This window comes from Brevibacterium sp. AGC70, assembly GCF_057334195.1.
The window spans coordinates 1-21,975 of sequence record NZ_JBHFIH010000016.1; the positions used below are offsets into that span (position 1 = coordinate 1).

23 protein-coding genes are annotated in these 21,975 nt (G+C 61.7%); 13 read left to right on the forward strand and 10 right to left on the reverse strand.

The annotated features are described in order from the left end of the window. Positions 1-1,484: aspartate ammonia-lyase (locus tag ACE03M_RS13920; protein ID WP_485934563.1), on the forward strand; the 1,484-nt coding region annotated here is incomplete at its 5' end. 45 nt (positions 1,485-1,529) lie between these two features. Here ACE03M_RS13920 and ACE03M_RS13925 read toward each other — a convergent pair. Further along, positions 1,530-2,570: a DUF2891 family protein gene (locus ACE03M_RS13925; RefSeq protein ID WP_485934565.1), complete on the reverse strand. Its 1,041-nt coding sequence runs from the start codon at positions 2,568-2,570 to the stop codon at positions 1,530-1,532. Between the two features lie 153 nt (positions 2,571-2,723). Between ACE03M_RS13925 and ACE03M_RS13930 the strand changes: the two genes are divergently transcribed. The 3 genes from ACE03M_RS13930 (at position 2,724) to ACE03M_RS13940 (ending at position 4,371) form a co-directional block, all read left to right on the forward strand. Further along, the gene (locus tag ACE03M_RS13930) at positions 2,724-2,996 is read left to right on the forward strand and encodes a CHY zinc finger protein (protein ID WP_485934676.1); all 273 of its coding nucleotides are present in this window, start codon (positions 2,724-2,726) and stop codon (positions 2,994-2,996) included. A gap of 124 nt (positions 2,997-3,120) precedes the next feature. Then, a complete protein-coding gene (locus tag ACE03M_RS13935; RefSeq protein WP_485934566.1) occupies positions 3,121-3,546 on the forward strand; it encodes a VOC family protein in 426 nt (141 codons plus the stop codon). Positions 3,547-3,624: 78 nt separating this feature from the next. Further along, positions 3,625-4,371, forward strand: coding sequence for a VOC family protein (locus ACE03M_RS13940; RefSeq protein ID WP_485934567.1), 747 nt, complete (start codon positions 3,625-3,627; stop codon positions 4,369-4,371). 77 nt (positions 4,372-4,448) lie between these two features. Here ACE03M_RS13940 and ACE03M_RS13945 read toward each other — a convergent pair whose 3' ends face one another. Continuing rightward, positions 4,449-5,036 (reverse strand): TetR/AcrR family transcriptional regulator, encoded by a 588-nt coding sequence (locus ACE03M_RS13945; protein WP_485934569.1) that lies wholly within the window; start codon positions 5,034-5,036, stop codon positions 4,449-4,451. 95 nt (positions 5,037-5,131) lie between these two features. Here ACE03M_RS13945 and ACE03M_RS13950 point away from each other — a divergent pair, with 95 nt between their 5' ends. Both ACE03M_RS13950 and ACE03M_RS13955 read left to right on the forward strand, forming a co-directional pair. Then, positions 5,132-6,187 carry an NAD(P)-dependent alcohol dehydrogenase gene (locus ACE03M_RS13950; protein ID WP_485934571.1) on the forward strand — a complete coding sequence of 352 codons (1,056 nt, stop codon included), beginning with the start codon at positions 5,132-5,134 and terminating at the stop codon, positions 6,185-6,187. Further along, positions 6,184-6,768, forward strand: a complete 585-nt coding sequence (locus tag ACE03M_RS13955; RefSeq protein WP_485934572.1) for a YdeI/OmpD-associated family protein — start codon at positions 6,184-6,186, stop codon at positions 6,766-6,768. Before ACE03M_RS13950 ends, ACE03M_RS13955 begins: the two co-directional genes overlap by 4 nt. 171 nt (positions 6,769-6,939) lie before the next feature. On the opposite strand, the gene ACE03M_RS13960 is transcribed toward ACE03M_RS13955, so the two are convergent. Beyond that, positions 6,940-9,990: a DEAD/DEAH box helicase gene (locus tag ACE03M_RS13960; RefSeq protein ID WP_485934573.1), complete on the reverse strand. Its 3,051-nt coding sequence runs from the start codon at positions 9,988-9,990 to the stop codon at positions 6,940-6,942. A gap of 81 nt (positions 9,991-10,071) precedes the next feature. Here ACE03M_RS13960 and ACE03M_RS13965 point away from each other — a divergent pair, with 81 nt between their 5' ends. Next, positions 10,072-10,380 (forward strand): biopolymer transporter Tol, encoded by a 309-nt coding sequence (locus tag ACE03M_RS13965; protein ID WP_485934574.1) that lies wholly within the window; start codon positions 10,072-10,074, stop codon positions 10,378-10,380. A gap of 22 nt (positions 10,381-10,402) precedes the next feature. Here the strand turns inward: ACE03M_RS13965 and ACE03M_RS13970 are convergent, their stop codons facing one another. Next, on the reverse strand, positions 10,403-10,573 hold the full coding sequence (locus ACE03M_RS13970; protein WP_164743291.1) for a KOW domain-containing RNA-binding protein: 171 nt from the start codon (positions 10,571-10,573) through the stop codon (positions 10,403-10,405). Between the two features lie 121 nt (positions 10,574-10,694). Between ACE03M_RS13970 and ACE03M_RS13975 the strand changes: the two genes are divergently transcribed. Beyond that, positions 10,695-11,459 (forward strand): MerR family transcriptional regulator, encoded by a 765-nt coding sequence (locus ACE03M_RS13975; RefSeq protein WP_485934576.1) that lies wholly within the window; start codon positions 10,695-10,697, stop codon positions 11,457-11,459. 93 nt (positions 11,460-11,552) lie between these two features. Beyond that, complete coding sequence (locus ACE03M_RS13980) at positions 11,553-12,167, forward strand: small multidrug efflux protein (protein ID WP_485934578.1); 615 nt, start codon at positions 11,553-11,555, stop codon at positions 12,165-12,167. 38 nt (positions 12,168-12,205) lie between these two features. On the opposite strand, the gene ACE03M_RS13985 is transcribed toward ACE03M_RS13980, so the two are convergent. Then, positions 12,206-12,463, reverse strand: coding sequence for a hypothetical protein (locus tag ACE03M_RS13985; RefSeq protein ID WP_485934580.1), 258 nt, complete (start codon positions 12,461-12,463; stop codon positions 12,206-12,208). A 168-nt stretch (positions 12,464-12,631) separates the two neighbouring features. Between ACE03M_RS13985 and ACE03M_RS13990 the strand changes: the two genes are divergently transcribed. The 4 genes from ACE03M_RS13990 to ACE03M_RS14005 all read left to right on the forward strand — a co-directional run bounded on the left by ACE03M_RS13990 (position 12,632) and on the right by ACE03M_RS14005 (position 15,882). Further along, positions 12,632-13,264, forward strand: a complete 633-nt coding sequence (locus tag ACE03M_RS13990) for a homing endonuclease associated repeat-containing protein (protein ID WP_485934582.1) — start codon at positions 12,632-12,634, stop codon at positions 13,262-13,264. 178 nt (positions 13,265-13,442) lie between these two features. Continuing rightward, positions 13,443-14,852, forward strand: coding sequence for an MFS transporter (locus tag ACE03M_RS13995; protein WP_485934584.1), 1,410 nt, complete (start codon positions 13,443-13,445; stop codon positions 14,850-14,852). Continuing rightward, positions 14,849-15,250 carry a RidA family protein gene (locus tag ACE03M_RS14000; RefSeq protein WP_485934585.1) on the forward strand — a complete coding sequence of 134 codons (402 nt, stop codon included), beginning with the start codon at positions 14,849-14,851 and terminating at the stop codon, positions 15,248-15,250. The genes ACE03M_RS13995 and ACE03M_RS14000 overlap by 4 nt, the downstream gene beginning before the upstream one ends. Then, positions 15,247-15,882: an RraA family protein gene (locus tag ACE03M_RS14005; protein ID WP_485934587.1), complete on the forward strand. Its 636-nt coding sequence runs from the start codon at positions 15,247-15,249 to the stop codon at positions 15,880-15,882. The genes ACE03M_RS14000 and ACE03M_RS14005 overlap by 4 nt, the downstream gene beginning before the upstream one ends. A gap of 26 nt (positions 15,883-15,908) precedes the next feature. Here ACE03M_RS14005 and ACE03M_RS14010 read toward each other — a convergent pair whose 3' ends face one another. The 5 genes from ACE03M_RS14010 to ACE03M_RS14030 form a co-directional block, all read right to left on the reverse strand. Further along, on the reverse strand, positions 15,909-17,054 hold the full coding sequence (locus ACE03M_RS14010) for an NAD(P)/FAD-dependent oxidoreductase (RefSeq protein ID WP_485934589.1): 1,146 nt from the start codon (positions 17,052-17,054) through the stop codon (positions 15,909-15,911). Beyond that, a complete protein-coding gene (locus ACE03M_RS14015; RefSeq protein ID WP_485934590.1) occupies positions 17,051-18,484 on the reverse strand; it encodes a sodium:solute symporter family protein in 1,434 nt (477 codons plus the stop codon). Before ACE03M_RS14015 ends, ACE03M_RS14010 begins: the two co-directional genes overlap by 4 nt. Next, complete coding sequence (solA, locus tag ACE03M_RS14020) at positions 18,481-19,632, reverse strand: N-methyl-L-tryptophan oxidase (protein ID WP_485934592.1); 1,152 nt, start codon at positions 19,630-19,632, stop codon at positions 18,481-18,483. Before solA ends, ACE03M_RS14015 begins: the two co-directional genes overlap by 4 nt. Continuing rightward, the gene (locus tag ACE03M_RS14025) at positions 19,619-20,323 is read right to left on the reverse strand and encodes a GntR family transcriptional regulator (protein WP_485934593.1); all 705 of its coding nucleotides are present in this window, start codon (positions 20,321-20,323) and stop codon (positions 19,619-19,621) included. Before ACE03M_RS14025 ends, solA begins: the two co-directional genes overlap by 14 nt. A 365-nt stretch (positions 20,324-20,688) precedes the next feature. Beyond that, positions 20,689-21,915, reverse strand: coding sequence for a metal-dependent hydrolase family protein (locus tag ACE03M_RS14030; protein WP_485934595.1), 1,227 nt, complete (start codon positions 21,913-21,915; stop codon positions 20,689-20,691). Positions 21,916-21,975: the final 60 nt, after the last annotated feature.

Sequence of the window (21,975 nt, forward strand, 5' to 3'; positions counted from 1 at the left end):
CACCTACCCGTACCGAGACCGATTCGATCGGCAGCCTCGAGATCCCCGACACCGCCTATTGGGGCGTCCACACTGCTAGGGCGATGGAGAACTTCCCGATCACCCGCCGCCCGGTCTCCGTCTACCCTGACTTCATCCGCGCCTTCGCCTGCGTCAAGCAGGCCGCGGCACGGGCGAACCTCGAAATCGGTGCCCTTGATGAGCAGCGAGCCAACCTCATCGACGCCGCCTGCGAGGAGATCAAGGGTGGGCGGCTCCACGACGAGTTCACCGTCGGCGTGATCCAGGGAGGGGCAGGCACCTCGACGAACATGAACGCCAATGAGGTGATCACGAACCGTGCGCTCGAGATCGGTGGTCACGCCAAGGGCGACTACTCGTTCATCAACCCCAACGACCACACGAACCACAGCCAGTCGACGAACGACACCTACCCAACGGCGATCAAGATCGCACTGGCCTTCTCACTGCAGAACCTCCTCGTCGAACTCACTCTTTTGGCCGATGCCTTTGCCGCGAAGGGCCGCGAGTTCTCCCACATCATCAAGGTCGGTCGCACCCAGCTCCAAGACGCGGTGCCGATGACCCTGGGCCAGGAATTCAACGCCTTCGCCACCACCCTGCGCGAGGACGTGCAGCGGCTCGAAGACGCTGTCGCACTCCTCGGGGAGGTCAACATGGGCGCCACTGCGATCGGAACGGCGATCAACGCACCCGTCGGGTACAAGGAAGCGGTGATCAAGCACCTGCGCACCATCACCGGACTCGAACTCGTCACCGCCGGCGACCTCGTCGAATCCACCTCGGATACCGGGGTCTTCATCACCTTCTCCGGGGCGCTCAAGCGCAGTGCTCTGAAGATGTCGAAGATCGCCAACGACCTGCGTCTGCTGTCCTCGGGACCACAGGCCGGTTTCGGTGAGATCAACCTTCCGGCCCGTCAAGCGGGCTCTTCGATCATGCCCGGCAAGGTCAACCCCGTCATTCCCGAGGCGGTCTCCCAGGTCGCCTACTCGGTCGCCGGTGCCGACGTCACTGTGTCCATGGCCGTCGAGGCCGGCCAGCTCCAGCTCAACGCGTTCGAGCCGGTCATCGCTCATTCCCTGTTCCAGTCGATCACCTGGCTTGAACGTGCCTGCCAGACTTTCCGTGTCAACTGTGTCAACGGCATCACCGCCAACGAGGCGGCCCTTGAGGACACTGTGGCCCGTTCCGTCACCGTCATCACCGCTCTCGCCCCGGTCATCGGTTACGCCCCTGCCGCGCAACTGGCGAAGCAGGCGCTGGCGACGAATGAACCGATCTCCGACCTCGTCGTGAAGCAGGGGCTCCTCGACCGAACCCAACTCGAGGAGATCCTCAAGCCCGAGCGTCTGACCGGCTTGCCTGCCGATCACGGTGTGGAGAACTCGGCCGACAGCACCGAGGCGGTTCCCCGGGATGAGATGACTTCCGAGATCCCAGTGGTGCAGTCTGCGCAGTGAGGTCGTTTCGCCAGTCGCAAGAGGTCGCGCAAGGCCGTCGACAGCTCAGTGATTCCGCAGCACGAGTGACTCCCACGCAAAGGTCGCGACCCAGTGAGAGGCCATGTACTCGTCGGAGACTGCCGCTTCGAGTCCCGGGGCCATGAGGTGGTCGACCGTTGTGAGGAGGCCCCTCGCGTGGTCGCCAACTTCATGATTCCCCGAGTGTTCGGCGGATGATAGCAACTTGGGTGCCAGGCGCATCAGCGACGCGGCGACCGACAGCCCGAGTCCGTAGAGGTGACTCTGCTGCCCGTCCGTGGGATCGAGGACCTCGACTGGTGTGAGCGCGGGTGATTCCGGCGTCAGTTCCGACAAGAAGTCCGGCAACCAGACGGCGAGCTCGTCCTCGGTCAGCACCTCGGCCATGAGCTCGGCCTCGCAGAGCCCGGGGGAGAGGAAGTCGTGGCCGCTGCGCTCTTGTCGGAAGTTCCAGGCCTGGTCCTCGGCATGGAAGCGACGGGCAGCCTCGGCGATGGCGTCGACGACATCACTTCGGTCCTGTGTGCGGGCACCGATGAGGATGCGGCGCAGAGCGAACGCCGTGTTCGAGTGGACTCCGTGGCGTACCGGCTCGGGGACCTTCGGCAGCCACTCGAGGACCAGCTCGAAGACGGTAACGGCGAGGATCTGCGTATGCTTTCCCAGCGTTCGCAGTTCAGAGTTCTCACTGGCGTTGAGAGCTCGGTTGAGGTCGATGGCCCATGCCCAACCGTAGGGTCGTTCCCAGCTCGGGTTGTCTCGGAGGAAATCCGCCTCGGCGCGCATATTATCCTCGCTGAGGTGGGTGGAGAGTGTCTCGATGGCTTCGTCTCGCCAATCCGCACTTCGGGCAGACTCGGTGCCCAGCAGTGACGCCAACAGATAGTGCATGTGCACGCTGGAGTGCCAGTCGAATGAGTTTGCGAAGGCCGGGTTCTTCTCGCTTGCCGGCACGATGTCGATCAATCCGCGTGCCACGTGGTGGGCGGCGAACGGATACTCGCGGGTGATGTTGGCCAGGGCCACCTCGGCGAAGGGGCGGACGAAAACTTCAGGTGACGGCATTGATCCTCATCAGCTCGGGGTCCCTATTTTACTTCGCCGAACAGCGCCGGCGACTAGGCTGGAAATATAGGGAGCAGAGCAACAGGAGGCAGGTGAGCCGTGACGACGTCACCCCGAGTTTTCGGTAAGACCGTCGATGAGCACACGCGGTGTGTGCACTATTCGACCGAACTCGACATCATCGCCATTCGCTTTGCCTGCTGCGACCGGTACTTTCCGTGCCATCTGTGTCATTTCGAATGTGCTGAACACTCGGCCCAGCAGTGGCCCCGCGAGCAGTGGAATCAGAAGGCCATTCTCTGTGGACACTGTTGGACGGAGCTGACGATCGAGGCCTACATGGGAGTGAGCGCGTGCCCGGATTGCGCGGCACCATTCAATCCGCGCTGTGCGGCACACGCGGATTTCTACTTCAGCTCCCAGTAGAGGCACCTCGGCGCCCCGCCTGACTGCACATGTGGTGACACAGCGCGCGTAACCTGGCAGGAGCACGCTGCACTTGGAACCACTGATTCTCCATATCGATGAATGATTCGAGAGGTGACGCAAGATGTCTATCGATGCCTATATCTTCTACAGCGACGGAAAATGCGCTGAAGCCTTCAAGCGATACCAGGAAATCTTCGGCGGCGAATTGACGATCATGCCGATGAAGGACGTGCCCGAAGACCAGCGGATGCCCGGTTCGACCGATGACACAGTCATGCATGCCGCCTTGACCTTCGATGACACGCTGCTGATGGGATCCGATGACACTACGGGCGATGGTGGCCCCAGGTTGGGTATCGCACTGTCCTACACGGCCGCCGATCTCGCGACTGCTGACAGGGTCTTCGCTGCGCTGGCCGACGGCGGCGAGATCCAAATGCCGCTTGGTCCGACGTTCTGGTCCGAAGGATTCGGTATGTGCCTCGACCGTTACGGAGTGCCGTGGATCGTCGATACCGCCCAGTCTTCTGACGGTCCTGGGGACTGACTGGCCGGGGAAGAACAACTATTGTCGAATCATGAGCAGAGCTGAGAGCCTGCGGCAGTCCGCGATGGTTGAGGGGCAATGATGGCCAACGACAGCAGCTACCCGTTCGGCACGCCGTTCTGGATCGAGACACTCCAGCCGAACGTGTCGGAGGCAGCCGAATTCTACACTCAGCTCTTCGGCTGGGCCGTCGGGGACCCAGGTGAGAAGGACCGTGTGCTCGTGGCTCGGTTGGATGGGCAGAGCGTCGCCGGTATCGCTCAGGCGCCGGGGTCAGTTCCAGCCGGGTGGTTGATCCACGTCCTCGTCGACGACGTTGATGCCTCGATCACTGCGGCTGAAGCCGCGGGTGGAAGCTGTCTCCTGCCGTATTTGGAACAGAATACGGGTGGACGAGTCGCGATCCTCGCAGATCCAAGCGGCATCCCATTCTGCGTCAATGATGGCCAGGGCGTCGAGGGGGCCGAGATTGTCGGCGAGACCAACACCTGGTCAATGTCCTCGCTCCATAGTCCCGACGCTCGAACGTCGCAGGATTTCTACGGTGCGCTTTTCGGCTGGGAACTCCACGGGGTGTCGGGTGCACCCTTCTCACGGTGGAGTCTCGACGGGCACACCATCGGTCTGCTTTCCGACGCCGGTGACGCCCCACCTCACTGGGCCGTCAACGTTGCCATCAGCGACGCAGACACCACCGCGGCGCTCGTTGAGTCGCTGGGCGGCACGGTCGTGCTCGAGCCCTTCGACACGGAGAGCCACCGGAATGTCGTCATTGCTGACCCCGCCGGTGCCGTTCTGGCCTGCAGTGCCGAGCAGCCGAGCTGATGAAGCTGCCGATCACCACGGCAGCGTGCCTTCTCTGCAGGCTCCGAAGGGGACTGCCGCCCACGTCTGACCATGCGTCAATGGGCTCGCATGGCTTGGGAGACGCACTCGCGCAGCAGCCTCCGGCGGGAGGAGTGCACCTCGGCAGGTTCACTGGTGTCGGCGGCGTAGACATTGCTCACCGGTGACCACGCCATCGACATCGCGATGACCATCGCCATGATGTCGAACGGGTCGCCATCCCGGACCTGCCCCGACTTCTGAGAAGCGGCGATGGCCGAGAGTTTGTGATCATCGTAGTCATCGTGGGCTTCGGTGAGGTGGCCCGTGGGCCGTCGCTCCAATCGCGTCCAGGTGGCCAGTCGGATGAGGTCGGGACGACGGAGGTATTCGTCGTAGAGGCGCACGGCCCAATCGGCGAGGTCCTCAGCATCGATGGGCGCCGTGTTGGTGATGCTGTCGAGAGAGCTGAGGAAGATGGCGTCGAAGAGCTGGCCCTTGTCGCCGAAGTAGGAGTAGAGCTGAGCCTTGTTCGTCCGTGCGGCCGAAACGATCCGGTCGACGCGGGCCCCGGCGATGCCGTGCTGGGCGAACTCCTCGGTGGCGGCGTCGAGGATGCGCTGGTAGGTCGCCGCCCCGCGGGGGGTCTGGGGTTGTTCGGGCATGCAATCACAGTATCAAACAGACCAGTTGGTTTTGCTTCGCCCGGAGTGCGGCAGTACGCTAAATAGACCGAATAGTCTGTTTAGGGAGATCTGTGATGCGAACGACCACTGGATGGCAGGCGACTGGCTACTCGGAATTGAGTGCAGGCCTGCTGGAGCGGCGCGAACTGCGCCCAGATGACATCGCTGCGAGGGTTGACTACTGCGGGCTCTGCCACAGCGACCTGCAGGCACTGCGTGACCATGATGGTCACTCGCTCCTCGTTCCAGGGCACGAGTTCACCGGCGTCGTCAGCGAGGTAGGGCTCGAGGTGGCAGCCTTCGCCGTCGGCGACAGTGTCGCGGTGGGCAACATCGTCGATTCCTGCGGTCAGTGCCCCATGTGCCGGGCAGGACAGGAGAACTTCTGCCACGAGTTTCCCACCCTGACCTATGGAGGGAAGGATCGTGTCGACGGATCGACGACCCTGGGTGGGTTCTCGCGGGAGTACGTTGTCCGCGAAGAATTCGCCTACCGACTTCCTGAGGGGCTGGATCCAGCCGCGGCGGCACCGCTGATGTGCGCGGGCATCACCGTCTGGGAGCCGCTGCGCGCGTTGGATGTCGGGCCGGGTGTACGTGTTGCCGTGGTCGGGCTCGGAGGCCTCGGCCATCTCGCAGTCAAGCTCGCAGTCGCACTCGGCGCCACCGCGACCGTGATCAGCCGCACCTCGGACAAGGCCGACGACGCCCGCCGACTCGGCGCGCATGGGTTCATCGTCTCCACCGATTCTGCACAGATGACGGCGGCGCGGGAGAGCTTCGACGTTGTCATCGACACCGTTTCGGCACCACACGACATCGCACCCTATCTCAAGCTGGTCGGGCTGGACGGGACCGTCAGTGTCCTCGGCTACCTGGGCGCGCTCACCGTGGAGGTCACCGACCTGCTCATCGGTCGAAAGAAGCTCAGTTCCGCAGGTAGTGGGGGTCGACCTTCGACGGCTGAAATGCTGCAGTTCTGTGCCGACAACGGGGTTGTCCCCGACGTCGAGGTGCTGCCGTCTTCACAGGTCGACACGGCACTTGAACGACTCGCAGCAAACGACGTGCGGTACCGATTCGTCCTCGACATGTCCGACCTGGATGGACCTGACAGGATGGAGCCATGACCGAGCACTCCCAGCACCACCCGCTCATCCTCGCCGATACCGCCGAGTGGCGAGACTGGCTGGCGCGCAATGACCGCACGTCAGACGGCGTGTGGCTGCTGCTGGCAAAGAAGAACGTCACCACGCCGACCTCTCTGAGCTACCAGGAGGCTCTCGAAGAAGCCCTGTGCAGCGGTTGGATCGACGGGCAACGTCGAAAATTCGACGAAACGTCATTCGTCCAGCGCTTCACTCCCCGCCGCTCCCGCTCGAACTGGTCGAAGCGCAATGTTGAGATCGTCCAACGCCTGATCGAGGACCGACGAATGCGGGAGCGCGGTGTCGACGAGGTCGCTGCTGCCAAGGCCGACGGACGTTGGGCCAATGCGTACCTTGGGCAGGCGCAGGTGACCGTTCCCGATGATCTTCGCGATGCTCTCGTCAGGGTGCCAGCGGCCCAGGCCGCGTTCGATCGGTTCACTCGGGCAGAGCGGTACTCAGCAATGCTGCCGATTCTCACTGCACGCAGCGACGAGACAAGGGCCAGGATCATCGCTCGACTCGTTGACCGCCTCGGCGGGTTCGACCAGCGACAGGGGTGAGGGTGGATTGGCTCCGCCCAGAACAACGAGCTCAGTGAGCATTACGAAAGGTAAGTGTGAAAAGTGCAGCTGAATATCTACTTTAGTGTGCCTAAAGTAGATATTTGAAGCGAGTGACTGACGTTGTTGAAGTGGCTTGCACATCTTGGTCAGGCGGCTGTCTTCGCAGTCCTACCCCTCCAACAACCCCCGAATGTCCTCGGCCGTCACCGTCTGGCTGAAGGCCTGCCCGTTTGGACTGCGACTTTCGAAGGCTCCGCCGTCGGTCATGAGGGAGTCGAAGAGTTCTGCCTTCTTCTTCTGCAGGGCGAGGACCTTCTCCTCGATCGTGCCCTCGGCAACGTAGCGGTAGACCATGACGTTCTTTGTCTGCCCGATCCGGTGGGCACGGTCGATCGCCTGATTCTCCGTCGCGGGATTCCACCACGGGTCCATGAGGAAGACATAGTCGGCCTCGGTGAGATTGAGGCCGAACCCGCCGGCCTTGAGACTGATGAGGAACACCGGTGCCGCACCGGTCCGAAACTCTTCGACGATCTTGCCCCGATTCCTCGTGGATCCGTCGAGGACGACGTAGGGAATGCCTCGGTGATCGAGGTCTTCGGCGATCGTGGTCAGGAACGACGTGAACTGGCTGAACACGATCGAGCGGTGGCCTTCGGCAACGACATCCTCGAGTCGTTCCATCAGGGCCGCAAGCTTGCTCGACGGTACGCCTTCGTGTTCACCGTCGACGATGCGCGGATCCAGGGCCAGCATGCGCAGAAGAGTCAGTGAGCGGAAGACGATGAAGCGCTGCTTGTCGTACTCGCTGTCGATGAAGCCGAGGATCTTCTTCCGCTCCTTCTGCAGCACCCGATCGTAGAGCTTGCGATGAGCGGCATTGAGCTCGACATTGATGACCTGCTCCTGCTTCTCCGGCAGATCCGCAGCAACGAGATCCTTGTTCCGGCGCAGCATGAACGGTCTAATCCGCTTCTGCAGTCGCTTCAATCGACCCGGGTCCTCACCCACTTCGATGGGTCGCACATACTCCTTCTCGAAACGGTGGGCGCTGGGGAACAGTCCAGGTGCTGTGATGGCGAACAGCGACCACACATCGCGCAGAGAATTCTCCATCGGCGTTCCCGTCAGCGCCAGGCGGAACGGGGCGTTGACCGACTTCGCCGCCTGATGGACCTGAGAGGAGCTGTTCTTCACGAACTGCGCCTCATCGAGGACGAACCCAGCCCATTTGAGGTCAGAGATGGGGCCTTCGTCCAGGCGCAGCATCGCATAGGACATGATGATGACATCGGCACCGGCGACCACCTCGGCGAGGGCGGTCTTCCTCTTCTGAGTCGACTCGGAGACGACGCGAACGTCGAGGTCAGGGGTGAACTTCGCGGCTTCCTTCGCCCAATTGTCGACGACCGAGGTGGGGGCGACGACGAGGAACGGAAGCTCTGCCTGCGCATGAGCGATGAGTGCCAGGGTCTGCAGGGTCTTGCCCAGTCCCATATCGTCGGCCAGAATCCCGCCGAGGTGGCACCTGTACAACAGTGCCAACCACCGGAAACCCTGCACCTGATAGGGGCGCATGGTGACCCCACCCAGATGTGGCACCTGGGTGGCAGGCAGGTGGTCGAGGTCGAGTAGGGCCTGTGCGGACTCCTGCCACGACTGGGCCGGAAGCGTCTCATCGGCGAGTTCCTCGAACTCCGACCACAGCCCTACGTGCAGGCGAGTGATCTTCGGGGACTCCGGTTCCCACTCGGGGATGAGATCTGCTTCAGCCAGGAGCGCTTTGAGCTTGTCGAAGGCGGGCTTGTTCAGCGACAGAAACGTATTGTCGACGAGCTTGATCTTCTTCGTCCCCGCAGCCAGGGCCTTGTAGAGCTTGACGAAGGGGATGGGTTTGCCGTCGATGGTGATCTGGAATCCCAGGTCGAACCAGTCGTTCTTCTCCGATTCGACCGAGGTGATCGTGATGTTTGGTTCGCCGCCGAGCTCACGGTAGGGCTGCTTCTTCCCGCGCGTGATGACCTTGACGTGCTCGATCTCCTCAAGCCCAGGCAGGACGTTGACGACGAAGTCCGCGGTGTCGGCGTCCGTGAGTTCCATGTCGCGGGGGTGGCCGGGCGGTTGAGTCTCGGCGAGGACCGATTCCACCTGACTGAGGACGGAGACCTCATGCTCGAGGTCACGGTTGTCGCGGGGGCTCAGCGTGGGGGTCGTTGCAGTGCTTCGACCGGCTGACTTGCTGCGGATTGCGGAGGTGCCGAGCTTCGACAGTGGCACCACGGGCAGGGTCCGTCTGGGTCCCGAGTACTCCCAGTACCACTGCAGACTCAGGATGTCCTTCGCTCCGAACGCCATGAAAAGGACCAGTCGCGGCTGGCTGAACTGGGGGAACTTCACTGTCTCGTCGGTGCTGACGACCTCGGCGGAGGTGCGCAGGAGCGGGTAGTACTCCTCGAAGAACTCCTCGGACTCGTCAGCAGGAATCGTGATCGGCCCGACCGCACCGAACACGGACAGTGCCGATTGTGCCGTCGGCTTCGACGCGGGCGCCATGGTCACGGTGAAGCCCGAGCGCAGGTCGACGCCGAAGAACCCGTGCGTCCAGATGGGCTTGGTCAGCCCTGCTGAGAATTCGCGTTCATCGATCGTCACTCGCGGCTGTACCCGCAGCTGGTTCTTCACCCGGTTGACGTCGATGATGGCATTCGCTTCGCGTCCGATGTGCACGCGCATGCCCTGATTGACGCCGACGAGTTCGATCCCGATCTCGGTGGCCTGAGCGAACATGTCCCACAGCAGTGGGGTGTGAAAATCGCCGAGGTTGTACGGTGCCCCATCGAGCGTGAAGTCAGTCTTGTCCCGGGTGCGCAAGCCCGCGAGCTGGGTGAACCATTCCTGGTGACGGGGATCGACATTGAATTGCCTGGCCATCCGGTCGATGGTCCGCCACGTGAGGGATTTCTTCACCCAGTTGCCGGATTCGCTGAGGATCAGCGGGCGGATCGCCAGGCTGGGATCGGTGCCGGGGGAGACCGCTTGCTTCTCCAGAACCACAGAATGCTTCGGTTCGAACCACGTCCGGGCTACCACCTCGACGAGCTCGAATCCCAGGGCCACCGGCGTGTACTCCTGCGGGGCCGCCTCGGCGAGGGAGGCGAAGGCGTCGCGCCAGCCGGCGGTGGCGGCGTTGAAGGACGCGGTGGGATTGTCAGGCACCATGCCATCTTCTCATTGCCCACGGACACATCACGTGGACATTCGATGTGGACACAGTCGTTCGAGAGGAACAGACTGTTGATCATGGGCCAGGATGGGGAGCGCGAGTACAGCGACGCGCAGAAGTGGATGGTCATCAAGGGCCGGAAATGGCGCAGAACCGATCCGGAACTGCCTGAGGAGATGGTCACAGAACTGAAGAGTCATCTCGGCACAGCACGGAACTCTGTCCGCACCGCGCAGAAGACAGGTACGGACGAGGATGTCAGTGCTGCCCGAAATCGGGTCTCCATCGCCAAGCACGGACTCGGAGAACGGGGCGACTATTGGTGGCAGATGGACGTGGACCAGCGACACGAGCGTGCGGAAGACGCGCTGAATCGTCTGCGGTGAGAACCGGGGAACGGTTTGTGCGTCAGGGGTTGAACAGTTCGATCTCGTCCGGGGCGTAGTAGTCCTGTGCCCCGGCGCCAGTCCGCACGAGGTACTTCCCGGTCTTCTCGTAGAGATAGACGACGGTGCCGACACTGTGTGCCATTGCTCCGGAGGTGACCTGGACGGTATCGCCGATATTGAACTCAGTCATGGTTCAGTCTAAACATGCCGACTCGAGGAACAGGCCAATACACTGGACACAGTCAGGCAATGACGAGGCACCGACGACGCGGCGGCGAGGGGAACGGCTAGTGGGGTGGAGCACCAGTGAATTGGCGGAGCTGACCGGGACTACGGTCAACACGATTCGGCACTATCACAAGCTCGATCTGCTCGCGGACCCCGAGCGGATGAGCAACGGGTACAAACAGTACGGACCCTCACATGTGCTCAGGCTCCTGCAGATCCGACGACTGCGCGAACTCGGAATCCCCCTGGCCGACATCAGCTCCGTTGAAGACGACCACGAAGCGCAGCAGCTCGCGCTCAAACGGCTCGATGTCGAACTCGGGGAGAACATTGCCGAGTTGGAGAAGGCCCGTGAACAGATCGCGAAGCTGCTGCAACACGGCGCCCCCATCGACACCGCCTCCGAATTCATCGACATTGCGGCCACGATGTCCAGCCCCGATCGCAGCCTGATGTCCCTCTACTCGCGTCTCTACGATGAGGCGACGATGGCTGAGATGAAGACGATCATGACCGCGACGACTCCCTATGACCGAGAACTCAATGACCTCGCCGAGGATGCCGATGAAGCCACTCGCGCGAGGCTGGCCGAAGCGATTGCGCCAAGTTTGAAGGAGCATCTGGAGACCAACCCCTGGCTGCTCGCCCCGCACCACGGGATGCGCGGAGACGTCGCTATGGGGCAATCGGCCATCATCGGATCGATCACTGAGCTCTACAACGAAGCCCAGATCGACGTCATGCAACGAGCCTTCATCCAGGTGTACCCGACCTTGGACGTGGCGGAAGAGCACCGTGAGCGTTTCACCGCCTTCATCAAAGCCCGCATAGCCGAGGAATCCGGCTGAGGATTTCCTGAGTTCAGCCCTCAGGGCTTGACCCTGTTCTGAGAACACAGTTTCCACTGGTAGTAATCAATCGGACTACTTCCAGAGGACATCATGAACACCGTCATCACCTTCTTCCAAGACCTCGCCTCCCACGTCCCTGACCTCCTGCAACCGCTCATCATCGCGCTCGCCGGCGCAGTGCCCTTCGTCGAGGGGGAGGTCTCTGCCGTCATCGGCGTGTGGGCCGGACTCAACCCGATCGTGGCAGGCCTCGCCGGGGCCATCGGCAACTTCGTCTGCGTCACCGTCATCGTGTTGCTCGGTGCCCGGGCACGCAGGGCCGTGGTCACTCGCCGGAGCCGAACTCGGGAGAGCATTCCCGTTGGGGTCGGAGGGCCCGGAACAACCATTGCCGACGAAAGCGCAACTGCCGATGCGAGCACAACGGCGGAGGGCGAAGCGAGGTTCCTCGACCAGCCACCTGCCGAAAAGAAGCCCGAATCGAAGGGCCGCATCAAGTTCAAACGCTTCCTCAACCGCTTCGGAGTCCCGGGCGCGAGCCTGCTCGGCCCCCTGGCCATCCCCACCCAGATCACCTCGACGATCTTGGTCAGCGCAGGCGTCAAGACCTCCTGGATCCTGCTCTGGCAAGGAATCGCCATCGTCGCCTGGACGACGCTGACCACGCTCATCGCCATCGGAGCACTCGGCCTGTTCACCGGCTGAATATCTTCGGTGGGAGGGGGCCGATCGGCCAGTGGTCCTCAGCCGATGGAGGTGACCACGCCCATGTATTTCTCATCCGGACGGACGACGTAGCACTGCTTCTTGATCACCTTCCTGCCCTGGAACTTTTGGGCGAGGGCTCTGCCCGACACCCACTGCTCGCACCGTTCGAGGGTCGGGTAGTAGCCGTAGGTGGTTTTGCTCGTGCCCGCTTGCGCTGGACTGGCGCCGACCACGCTCACCGAGGCCAGGACTAGCGAGGCCACTCCGATCCCGAGCGTTCTTTTCATCCTCATCGCAGTCTCCTTCTTCAGAGTTTTCCCGGTCGATCGGCCGGGAATACAACTGACTCTAAAGTCGGTCTTTGTCGAGGTGAGACGATCGGTGTATCTGGTTCGGCACGTGGTGTGACCAGCTTGGAACGACCGATCCTTCTCCTACATCTGCCGCGTAAGATGGCAGGGATGACTGATTTCGCTGCTGACAAGACTCATATCTCCTCGCCTGCCGTGCTCGGGGCGCTGCTCTTCATCGCCGCCACGGGTGGAGACCTGCGCTCGGCGTCTCCGACCGCGCTCGGTCCCAAGGACCGCGAGATCCTCGCCGAGGTTGAGGTGGCCCTCCGCAATCAGATGTCTGACGAGGCCGGTGTGAAGAAGGCCCTCGCCGAGGTGGCCGGATCCATTGCCAGCGTGCGCAGCTCTGCCAGCCCGGTGCCGCTGACCGCAGCGAAATACGAGAGGCAGCGCACTGCCGTTCTCGGCCAGCTTGGCGTGGCCTCGAGCAAGGGCGCGAGCGTGTGGCCGCCGACGAGTCAGACCGCCGTCCAGCGCTTCGGGTCTTGGAACGAGGCGCTGAAGGCTGCAGGGCTGGCGAGGAGCTCGGTCGGTCGCGCAAAGGGTCAGCTGCGCTTTGATGAGGCTGCCTACGATCAGGCAATTGCCACGTTCGTCGCTGACTGTGACGACCGTGATCTCGGTGCCACCTATAAGGCCTACGGCGAATACGCTGCCGAGCACAAGGGCGAAGTGCCCTCGGCCGCGGCGGTGCGGAAGTTCTACGGAAGCTGGAACGCAGCGCTCGCCTCGGCGGGGTGAGTGTCTAGGTGCGAACTTCTCGGGCCACTGCGGGATGGCTCGATGACGCAGAAATGTGCAAATACACAATTCTGAGTCCCACCTCGGTGTGAAATTTCATTGTCGCCGAAGTGCGCACAGGGAAGAGTGATGACAGTCACTTCCAACCCTGTTCATCTGCACTCCGGGAGGCACCACCATGAGTTCGCCAACTCGCACCGACGACGGATCCGTCGACGACTCGGGCACCGGCACAGCTGCCAGCGCTCGCCTCGATCGCGCGAAGATGCGCAAGATCGCGACCGCCAGCGTCATCGGCACCACCGTGGAATGGTACGACCTGTTCCTCTTCGGCACCGCCTCGGCGCTGGTGTTCAACCAGGTGTTCTTCCCCGAGCTCTCACCGGCTTTGGGTACGATCCTCGCGTTCCTCACCTTCGCCGCCGCCTACCTGGCGCGCACGGTGGGAGCGGTCCTGTTCGGACACTTCGGCGATCGCCTCGGACGCAAGTCGATGCTGCTCGTCTCCCTCCTCGTCATGGGTGGTGCGACCCTGGCCATCGGCTTGGTCCCCGACTTCAACACGATCGGCATCGCCGCACCGTTCATCCTGCTCACCCTGCGCATCATCCAAGGGCTCGCGCTCGGCGGCGAATGGGGTGGAGCGGTTCTCATGACCGTCGAACACGCACCCGAGGATCGTCGAGGCTGGTACGGGTCGATGGTCCAGGTGGGAGTCCCCGTGGGTACGCTGCTGGCCAACCTCGCCTTCCTCATCGTCACCGGTCTCGTGTCCGAGGAAGCGCTCATCTCCTGGGGCTGGAGGGTTCCGTTCATCGCCTCCGTGCTTCTTGTCGCCGTCGGCATCTACATCCGCCTCAACATCGAAGAGACCCCGAGCTTCCAGCAGGTCCGCGAACAGGGAGCGAAGGCCAAACTGCCCTTCGCCCACCTCATGCGCCACTATTGGAAGCCCGTCATCTTGGGCGGCATCGCCACCCTGTCGACCGGGTCGACCTTCACGCTCATGGTCGCCTCGGGCGTCAACTACGGCACCCAGGAGAAGGGGCTGTCGAGCAACTTCATGCTCTGGGTCGTCCTCGTCGCCTGCATCGTCGGACTCATCTTCATCCCGGTCTTCGGCCGTCTGTCCGACAAGGTCGGACGGCGCCCGATCATCGCCGCAGGAATCGCCGGCGAAGTGATCCTCGCCTTCCCGTTCTTCTGGCTCATCAACACCGGGAACGCCGCCGCAGTCTTCCTCGCCTACGGGCTGATGATGATCGCATTCTGCGCGAACTACGGCCCGATCGCGACCTTCCTCGCCGAGCTCTTCGGCGCGAAGATCCGCTACTCCGGGCTGTCCGTGTCCTACATGCTCTCGGGCCTGCTGGGCTCGGCCATCACCCCCGCGATCACCGTGTGGCTGCTCGACGTCACCGGCAAGTCCGACTCGATGGCCTGGTACATCGCCGGCTCCGCAGTCCTGTCCCTCATCGCCCTGTTCCTGCTCACCGAAAATCGTCTGCAGAGCATCGACCAGGCAGATACCGCCGAGGCAAGAGTCGACAGCGGCACGTCCGCCGAGGTGGGGGTGGAGAACCGATGATCCGTCACGTCGAGACCGCGCCGGGGCTGGCCCCGAGCATCGGTCCGTACTCACAGGCCGTGGTCGCCAATGGGTTCGTCTTCACCACCGGACAGGTGCCCTTCGGTGCCGACGGTGTCACCCCAGAAGCGTTCGAAGACCAGGTGAGAACGTGTCTGAGCAACCTACGATCGGTTCTCGACGAGGCGGGCAGCGGGATTGAGCGGGTCGTCAAGGTCAACGCCTACCTGACCGCACCTGAACAGCGGGAGCCATTCAACCGCGTCTACGCCGAATTCTTCAGTGAGGCGAAGCCAGCGCGGACCACCGTGTGCGTCTCGATCTGGGACATCTCCCTCGAAGTCGAATGCGTCGCGGTCCTGGGAGACTCGTCCGAAGCCAAGGGTGGGGCTGCGTGAGCGATGCGATCCCACCTGAATTGATCGAGGCACTCCGGGAGGTCGAACTGCCGACGCTCGGCCACTTCCTCGAGGACGGTTTCTGCACTTCGCGTATGGTCCCGATCAACGCGGCGCCGCAGATGGTCGGCAGGGCTCGAACTCTGGATCTGCGCGACCCCGATGCTCTCGCCGTCAACCGGGCACTGCACGGACTGAACTCAGGTGACGTCCTCGTCATCCGGGTCGCAAGTGGTATCCACGCCCCGGTCGGGGCGGTCACTGCGGCTGCAGCGATCGCGAAGGGAGCCGCAGGCATCGTCGTCGACGGCCCCGTCACCGACTCCGAGGCGCTGCGGATCGTGCAGGACAAGCTTCCGGTCTTCGCCACAGGGTTGATCGCACGGACGACGAAACGCACCGGCAGCCTCGGCGATGATGTCCTCGATTGTGAGGTCGACATCGACGGCGTCACGGTCAGTCCGGGCGATCTGGTGCTCGGCGATCGTCAGGGTGTGCTGGTTCTTCCGCCTGCAGGGCCAGGAGACGAAATCCTTCAGGCGGCGTTGGCGTCCGATCGTGGAGAGCCGGCGCTGTTGGCGAGGATCGCGGCGGGCGAAGACCTGCGGGAGCTGCTTCCCGGGTCGGGCTAGAGCGTGGAGAAGTGTCTCGTGAGTACCTATTGTCTTCCGATGAAGTCGGTTGGGACCGAGGAATTCACGCCGTCGACGAATCGCGAGGGGCGAAACTCCTGGAGGAGCTCTTCGGTGTGGCCCGCGAGCTCATTGGCAACCAGACGACCCAACAACGGAGCCAGGGTCATGCCGCTGTGTGTGACCAGCGAATAGATTCGATGCGCATCGTCCAGGTATCCGACGATACTCAATCCGTCCTCCGGGAAGCTGCGACCGCTGAAGATCACTTTCGCAACGGGGATTGCAGTTTCGAAGAGCTCCTGCAGTGACTCCTCCATCACCTGACGGATCTCTTCCAGTAGCTCAGGGCTCTCGCCGTCTTCTGTCCGGTGCTCGACCGGAGGGACCTGGACGAACATGCTTCCGTCACTTCGAGGGCGGACGTTGATGCGGTCTGAGATGATGACGCGACTGAGTTTCACCTCAGTGGGGGAAGTGATGCCGAGGAGACTGTGGGTTCGTGGGCCCGGAGAATCCAACGATGCTACCGGCAGCGTCAGTCCCGAACGCTGAGCAATAGGACTGGATTCGGCTCCCGCGGCGATCACAACTTGATCGAACGTTTCGATCCCTCCATCGGCAAATGCGACCTCGGCGTCCGAAGAGCTAGTTGCGACGTTCTTCACCTCACGCACGAGCACATCGACACCGGCTTTGGCGAGCAGATCGTGCATCAGGTCGCCGAATGTGAAGTTGTCCAGGTGTCCGTCCTTCGGGAAGAAGAGAGCAGTATCGGCTGGCCAACGAATCTCCGGTTCCAGATCACGGAGGCGGGAACGATCGACGGACTCCACTGGGTAGCCGAATTCTTGGGACTCCTGGACTCGGGCGGCATAGTTCTCCGGCGCATTCGAGCTGGAATCAGAAAGTATGCATCCGGACTGGTGGAACCATGTGCCATGCTCCGAGAGCTCCGTCTGCAGCTTCTCGTGGGCTTCTACGCCAGCTGCATTAAGGCGATGGTAGGCCTCCGGGAGTTTGTGGTTCGCATTGATCCAGGCGAAGGAACGACGGCTGGCTCCCGCGTACTTGCCGACCTTGTCGACGATAGTCACTTCATGACCGTCGTTCTTCAGATTCCACGCGGTGGCGAGGCCCAGAACTCCGGCGCCGATGACGAGAGTTTTCATGCTCGTGCTCCTTCTTCAATGGTGGCTCGTGCCTGAGGCCGTTTGACTGCAAGCATGACGAAATAGGCGATGAGACTGCCGACGATACCGAACACCGCGTAGGGGATAGTTGTTCCGACAATATGGGAAATCGCGCAAGCGCCGAGGCCGGCGACCATCGATATATATCCGACCGACACATGGATCACCCATCTGTTTGCGAGGACCATTCCGAAGAGGAACGGAACCGCCAGCATTGACGCTGAATAGGCGTACGTTGCCACCAGCCAATTGAGTGCCGTGGGAAAGATGATGGAGAGCAGAGCAGCCAGTGCTGAGACTGCGACCGTGCACCAACGTGAGACCTTGACTAGATCGGCGGCGGTGTCCTTCTTCTGCACGAATGCCGGTCTGAGGTCGCTAACTAGGTTGACGACGACGGAATGCAGGGCGGAACCGGTAGTTGAGACGATGGTGGCCATGAGGAAAGCGCCGTAGATTGCGATGAGCCATACGGGGAGTTGAGCGAGGAACCATCCTGCCGCTTGTTCGCGCCCATCGACCCCGAACTGATCGGTCATACTGCGAACTGAGAGACCGATAATGAGTGCGTAGATGCCGGAGAGGAAAATCAATGCGCTGCTGAGGTAGATGCCCTGGCGCGCCTGCTTCGCGCTGCTGGCTGCGAAGATGCGTTGATAGTACAACTGATTGGTGAGCGTTCCCGGCAGGATCGAGAACAGCCAGAGCAGAATTGTCAGTCCTCCTGCCGCAGTGAGCCCCGCTGGTAATACGGTGAGGTCCTCTGGCAGATTTGCCACGATGGTGGTGGGGCCTCCCGCGCTGTTGACAGCGTAAATGCCGACGACGATGGACGCGATGACCATGAAGACACCGAAGAAGAAGTCCGACCACGCCACTGAGGTCAGCCCGCCAGGGAGCACGAACGCGATGCTCACGACAGCCATGATGATGATAAGAGGGGTGATTCCGACTCCGGTGACAGAGTTGAAGAGGTTGGCAAAAGCGATGAACTGGGTGGCCAGCCAACCGAAAGGTACGACGATCACTGCAAGGGCGACAAGGCTCAGCATCAGACGGTGCTCGCCGTAAAGGCGTGTGAAGACCTCAGGGATAGTGGAGAACTTGCGACGTCTCAACCAACCTGCGAACAGTGAGATGATGAGCAGACCGACGACGACGAACAGTTCGTACCAGAACACGGATAAGCCCCAGGAATAGGCAATCCCGACGTGAGCAACAAGCACGCCTCCGCCCACAGCGGTTGCATACTGTGTGAAGGCGACAACATAGAGCGGAAGGTTCCTGCCGCCGACGACCCACGAATCGTTTGATTTGTTCTTCTTGCCGACATAGAACGAGATGTACGCGCCGATTCCGATCACGATGACTGCCGTCAGGGAAATGAGCGCCGTGGTACCCCAATTCATGACCCGTCTCCTTCAAAGCGTTGTGCATCCATGAGTCCGATGGCATCGATTGAGGTTCCGTTCTCGACCATGTCGGACACGATGGAACCCATCATCGGCGAGAACTTGAACCCCTGGCCGGACATGCCGACGGCCAGGACGATGCGCGGATCCTGCGCTGAAGGGCCGACGATGGGAGCCTCGTCCTTGGTGAAACCTTCAGTCCAAGTGGACACCCGGAACGGGACCGGGTCGAGACCTGGCATGAGTCGAGCCACAGCGTGCTCGGTGGAGCGGACGAGATCGGCTTCGATGAAGCGCGGCAGATCCTCGACCTGTTCGAGAGTCGCCCAAGCCAGGTGGTGGGGCAGAATCTTGACCCCCAGTCCATCGAGCACTGGGAAGCACGAAAATCCTCCTTCTGCGTGCCGACGAATCGAGATGGGCATGTTGTCGGGCGTATGAAGCGGGATGTCTCTCGCCGGAAACCACATGGCCACAAGCCGACGCGGGGCGACGATATCGGGACCGAAGTCTGTCAGTTCGTTTACCCAGGGCCCAGTCGAGACGACGACCTTGTCGAACGCCTGTGCTCCCTTGTACGTGTCGATCATGACGTGCTGGCTGAGAGGGCGGATGTTGAGAATTCGGGTGTAGGCCTGAAAATCGGCACCGAGACGTTCTGCCTCCTTCCGCGCGGCGAGGACGGCTGCCTCAGGTCTGAAGACGCCCGAGACCGGATCGAAGACGCCGACTTCATCATCGTCGAGACGGAACTGTGGAAACTCCCGAGCCATATCGGCGGAGTCGAGGACCCGATGGTCGAGGTCGGCAGCCTCGGCGCAGGAGATGACGGCCTCGACATCGTGGAGATCGGGTTGTCCGATCATCAGTCCGCCGCACATTTGCAAGACGGAAGTAGACTGGTTTTCCTGCAGCTCCTGCCACATGTCGTAGGACTTTTTGAGGATCGGAACATACTCGGGTCCCTCTTTGTAGATCGTGCGGAAGATTCGAGATTCTCCTGCCGAGGCTCCTCGATCGTTCGGAGAGTTCCACTGATCGAAGACAGTCACATCGAAGCCACGCTTCGCCAGCTGCCAGGCCGTCATCGTGCCGATGATTCCGGCACCGACGACGGCTACTCTGTCTTTGTTAACTATTGTCAATTTGGCTGACCTCCAAAGTCATGTTGTGCGGATGGATAAGGAATTCGGCAACTTCGACGATGGCCTCGGTATTGAGAATGACTGTTCTGTGCTGACGGATGACCGGGGTGGAGGTGGAAATCTCCATATGCTCGGCGTCCTGCTCATCCAGATGCACGGCGCTGATTGACGTTTTCGCTCGCCGAATGCCGAGCTTCACCGAGTTGTAATATGCGATGGTCGTCAGCGACGCGAGGTCCTGGGACAGCACATTTGGCGTCAGTAGAAGATCGATGGCACAGCGTTCCAACGCAAGTGGCTTCCCTTCGCCACTGACCTTCAACCGGGTGAGATGAGCTGTTGGAGTGCCCGGGGCAAAGGAAGTCCGACTGAGTCCGAAACTCTCCGCGGAAGCGACCGTAAGTCCGAGGACGCGATGCTCGCCAGCAACTTCCGGCCCTGTCAGCGTGGGATCCATGAGCCGGAGCAGATTACTGCGCAGGCCAGCGGACGCGACAACTGTGCCCGCTCCGCGTTTCCGTGCGACCATTCCTGTTTCGACGAGGGCATTCATCGCCTTCTGAACCGGATTGCGGCTTACCGCGAACTGTTCCATCAGTTCCTGCTCGGTCGGCAACTTTGCTCCGACCTCGTAGGTTCCTCTGCGAATCTCAGACTCAATCCATTCGCGAATCTCACTGTGCTTCGCCATTGTCATAGTATGAACTTAGTCACATTGAAAAGACATTGCAATAGATTGAAAGTAATTACTTTAACCCAAAGTGGAAAAGCTGCTGATGGGGCGAAGGAAAGCGAGGTGCATTGGCGCGAGCCTTATGTTGGCTGGCCCTTGTGGTCGCGCTCGCTGGATTGCGGCCGCTGCGAAATCCGAAGTTGGGCTTCACCGAGGCGGCCTATCATCCGGCGGTGTCCTCCTCGGTGGCGTGCGAAGTCGACATTGACTTCATCGACGCTCCGCTCCGCTCCGTTGCGTGCGGCGTACCATCACGGACCTTTGCGCCATGGTGGAGGCGACTTGCTGTGCGGTCCCACGGGAACCGCACAGCGGACGGAACCTCACTCGAGGAGGCGTCCTCCCTTGATGACGGAGTGAATTGAGCTGTCTGCGTCGCCCAGCACTGAAACGTCGTCCAGCGGATTGGCGTCGAGGACCAGCAGGTCAGCGGAGGCCCCTGCCGCTACCACACCGAGGTTACCTTCCTGTCTGAGCAGTTCGGCGGCTGTGGTCGTGGCCGAGCGCAGGACTTGGTGGGAGGTCTGAACTTTGGCGCGAATGGCAAATTCCTGGCCCTGATGTGGGTGCATTCCGCCCAGCAGATCAGAGCCGTAGGCGATCTTCACATTGTGTTCAGCTGCCAGCTTCAGGGCATCCAGGCCGGCGTAGAGGACGTCGTCGACCTTATTCTGGCTAGCTTCCGGCAGGCCGAATGAAGCGCCATCCTGCTTCAGACGCTCGTATGTCACGAGGGTGGGGACGAGGAAAGCGTTCTTCTCGAGAAGGAGTTCGACGCTCCGGCGATCGATGAGGTTGCCGTGTTCGATGGAGCGAACGCCGAGTTCAAGGCCGCGATTGACCGACTTCGCAGTGTAGGCGTGTCCGAGTACATACCGATTCGCCGCTTCTGCTTCCTCGACTGCCGCTCGGATCTCATCGTCTGAGAACTGAGTCGAATCGACGCGGTCGGTGGGGGAGGCCACTCCGCCTGAGAGCATAATCTTGACGTGATCCGCGCCGGTGCGCAGATTCTCCCGGGCGGCTTTTCGCACCGCGTCAGCTCCATCGCAGACAATGCCGATATTCGGACAGCACAGGTGCTTGTCCATGACATGGGTTCCGGGTCCGCGCATATCTGCGTGTCCTCCGGTCTGCGACAGCGCCTTGCCGCCGAAGAACAGCCGCGGCGCAGGGAAGAGATTCTCGCGCGCTGCCGCTGCAATGCCGAAGTCTGCGCCTCCGGCATCACGCACGGTGGTGAAACCGCGACCGAGCATGTCTCCCATCAGACGTGCGGCTTGAGCGCCGAGGTAGTAGGGCGACTGATCGCCCAGGTTGCCGAGGTTCGCGGTGGCAGCCAAGACATGGACGTGAGCGTCGATCAGACCTGGGGAGACGATTCTGCCTTCGGCATCGAAGCAGTCTGACTCCGAAAGTGGGCGGCTTCCGCCGACCTCGACAATCTGCTCGCCATTGATGGTCACTGTCGTCGGCTCGGATATCGTGGCCGTATCCACGTCGAGGACCCGAGCGTTGGTGATCGTGCTGATGCCCTGACCGAGATGCATTCCGTGTCTCCTTCATTGGATCCGATTAGGATGATGGGCCCAGAGTAGATGAAATGCAAC

Excerpts from the sequence above, each read along its gene's own strand:
- ACE03M_RS14010 (WP_485934589.1), bottom strand. The coding sequence starts at position 17,054 with ATGAAAACTCTCGTCATCGGCGCCGGAGTTCTGGGCCTCGCCACCGCG.
- ACE03M_RS13980 (WP_485934578.1), top strand. The coding sequence starts at position 11,553 with ATGAACACCGTCATCACCTTCTTCCAAGACCTCGCCTCCCACGTCCCT.
- ACE03M_RS14000 (WP_485934585.1), top strand. The coding sequence starts at position 14,849 with ATGATCCGTCACGTCGAGACCGCGCCGGGGCTGGCCCCGAGCATCGGT.
- ACE03M_RS13940 (WP_485934567.1), top strand. The coding sequence starts at position 3,625 with ATGATGGCCAACGACAGCAGCTACCCGTTCGGCACGCCGTTCTGGATC.
- ACE03M_RS13925 (WP_485934565.1), bottom strand. The coding sequence starts at position 2,570 with ATGCCGTCACCTGAAGTTTTCGTCCGCCCCTTCGCCGAGGTGGCCCTG.
- ACE03M_RS13970 (WP_164743291.1), bottom strand. The coding sequence starts at position 10,573 with ATGACTGAGTTCAATATCGGCGATACCGTCCAGGTCACCTCCGGAGCA.
- ACE03M_RS13955 (WP_485934572.1), top strand. The coding sequence starts at position 6,184 with ATGACCGAGCACTCCCAGCACCACCCGCTCATCCTCGCCGATACCGCC.
- ACE03M_RS14015 (WP_485934590.1), bottom strand. The coding sequence starts at position 18,484 with ATGAATTGGGGTACCACGGCGCTCATTTCCCTGACGGCAGTCATCGTG.
- ACE03M_RS13945 (WP_485934569.1), bottom strand. The coding sequence starts at position 5,036 with ATGCCCGAACAACCCCAGACCCCCCGCGGGGCGGCGACCTACCAGCGC.
- ACE03M_RS13965 (WP_485934574.1), top strand. The coding sequence starts at position 10,072 with ATGGGCCAGGATGGGGAGCGCGAGTACAGCGACGCGCAGAAGTGGATG.
- ACE03M_RS13995 (WP_485934584.1), top strand. The coding sequence starts at position 13,443 with ATGAGTTCGCCAACTCGCACCGACGACGGATCCGTCGACGACTCGGGC.
- ACE03M_RS14025 (WP_485934593.1), bottom strand. The coding sequence starts at position 20,323 with ATGGCGAAGCACAGTGAGATTCGCGAATGGATTGAGTCTGAGATTCGC.
- ACE03M_RS13950 (WP_485934571.1), top strand. The coding sequence starts at position 5,132 with ATGCGAACGACCACTGGATGGCAGGCGACTGGCTACTCGGAATTGAGT.
- ACE03M_RS14030 (WP_485934595.1), bottom strand. The coding sequence starts at position 21,915 with ATGCATCTCGGTCAGGGCATCAGCACGATCACCAACGCTCGGGTCCTC.
- ACE03M_RS13960 (WP_485934573.1), bottom strand. The coding sequence starts at position 9,990 with ATGGTGCCTGACAATCCCACCGCGTCCTTCAACGCCGCCACCGCCGGC.
- ACE03M_RS13985 (WP_485934580.1), bottom strand. The coding sequence starts at position 12,463 with ATGAGGATGAAAAGAACGCTCGGGATCGGAGTGGCCTCGCTAGTCCTG.
- ACE03M_RS13990 (WP_485934582.1), top strand. The coding sequence starts at position 12,632 with ATGACTGATTTCGCTGCTGACAAGACTCATATCTCCTCGCCTGCCGTG.
- ACE03M_RS13935 (WP_485934566.1), top strand. The coding sequence starts at position 3,121 with ATGTCTATCGATGCCTATATCTTCTACAGCGACGGAAAATGCGCTGAA.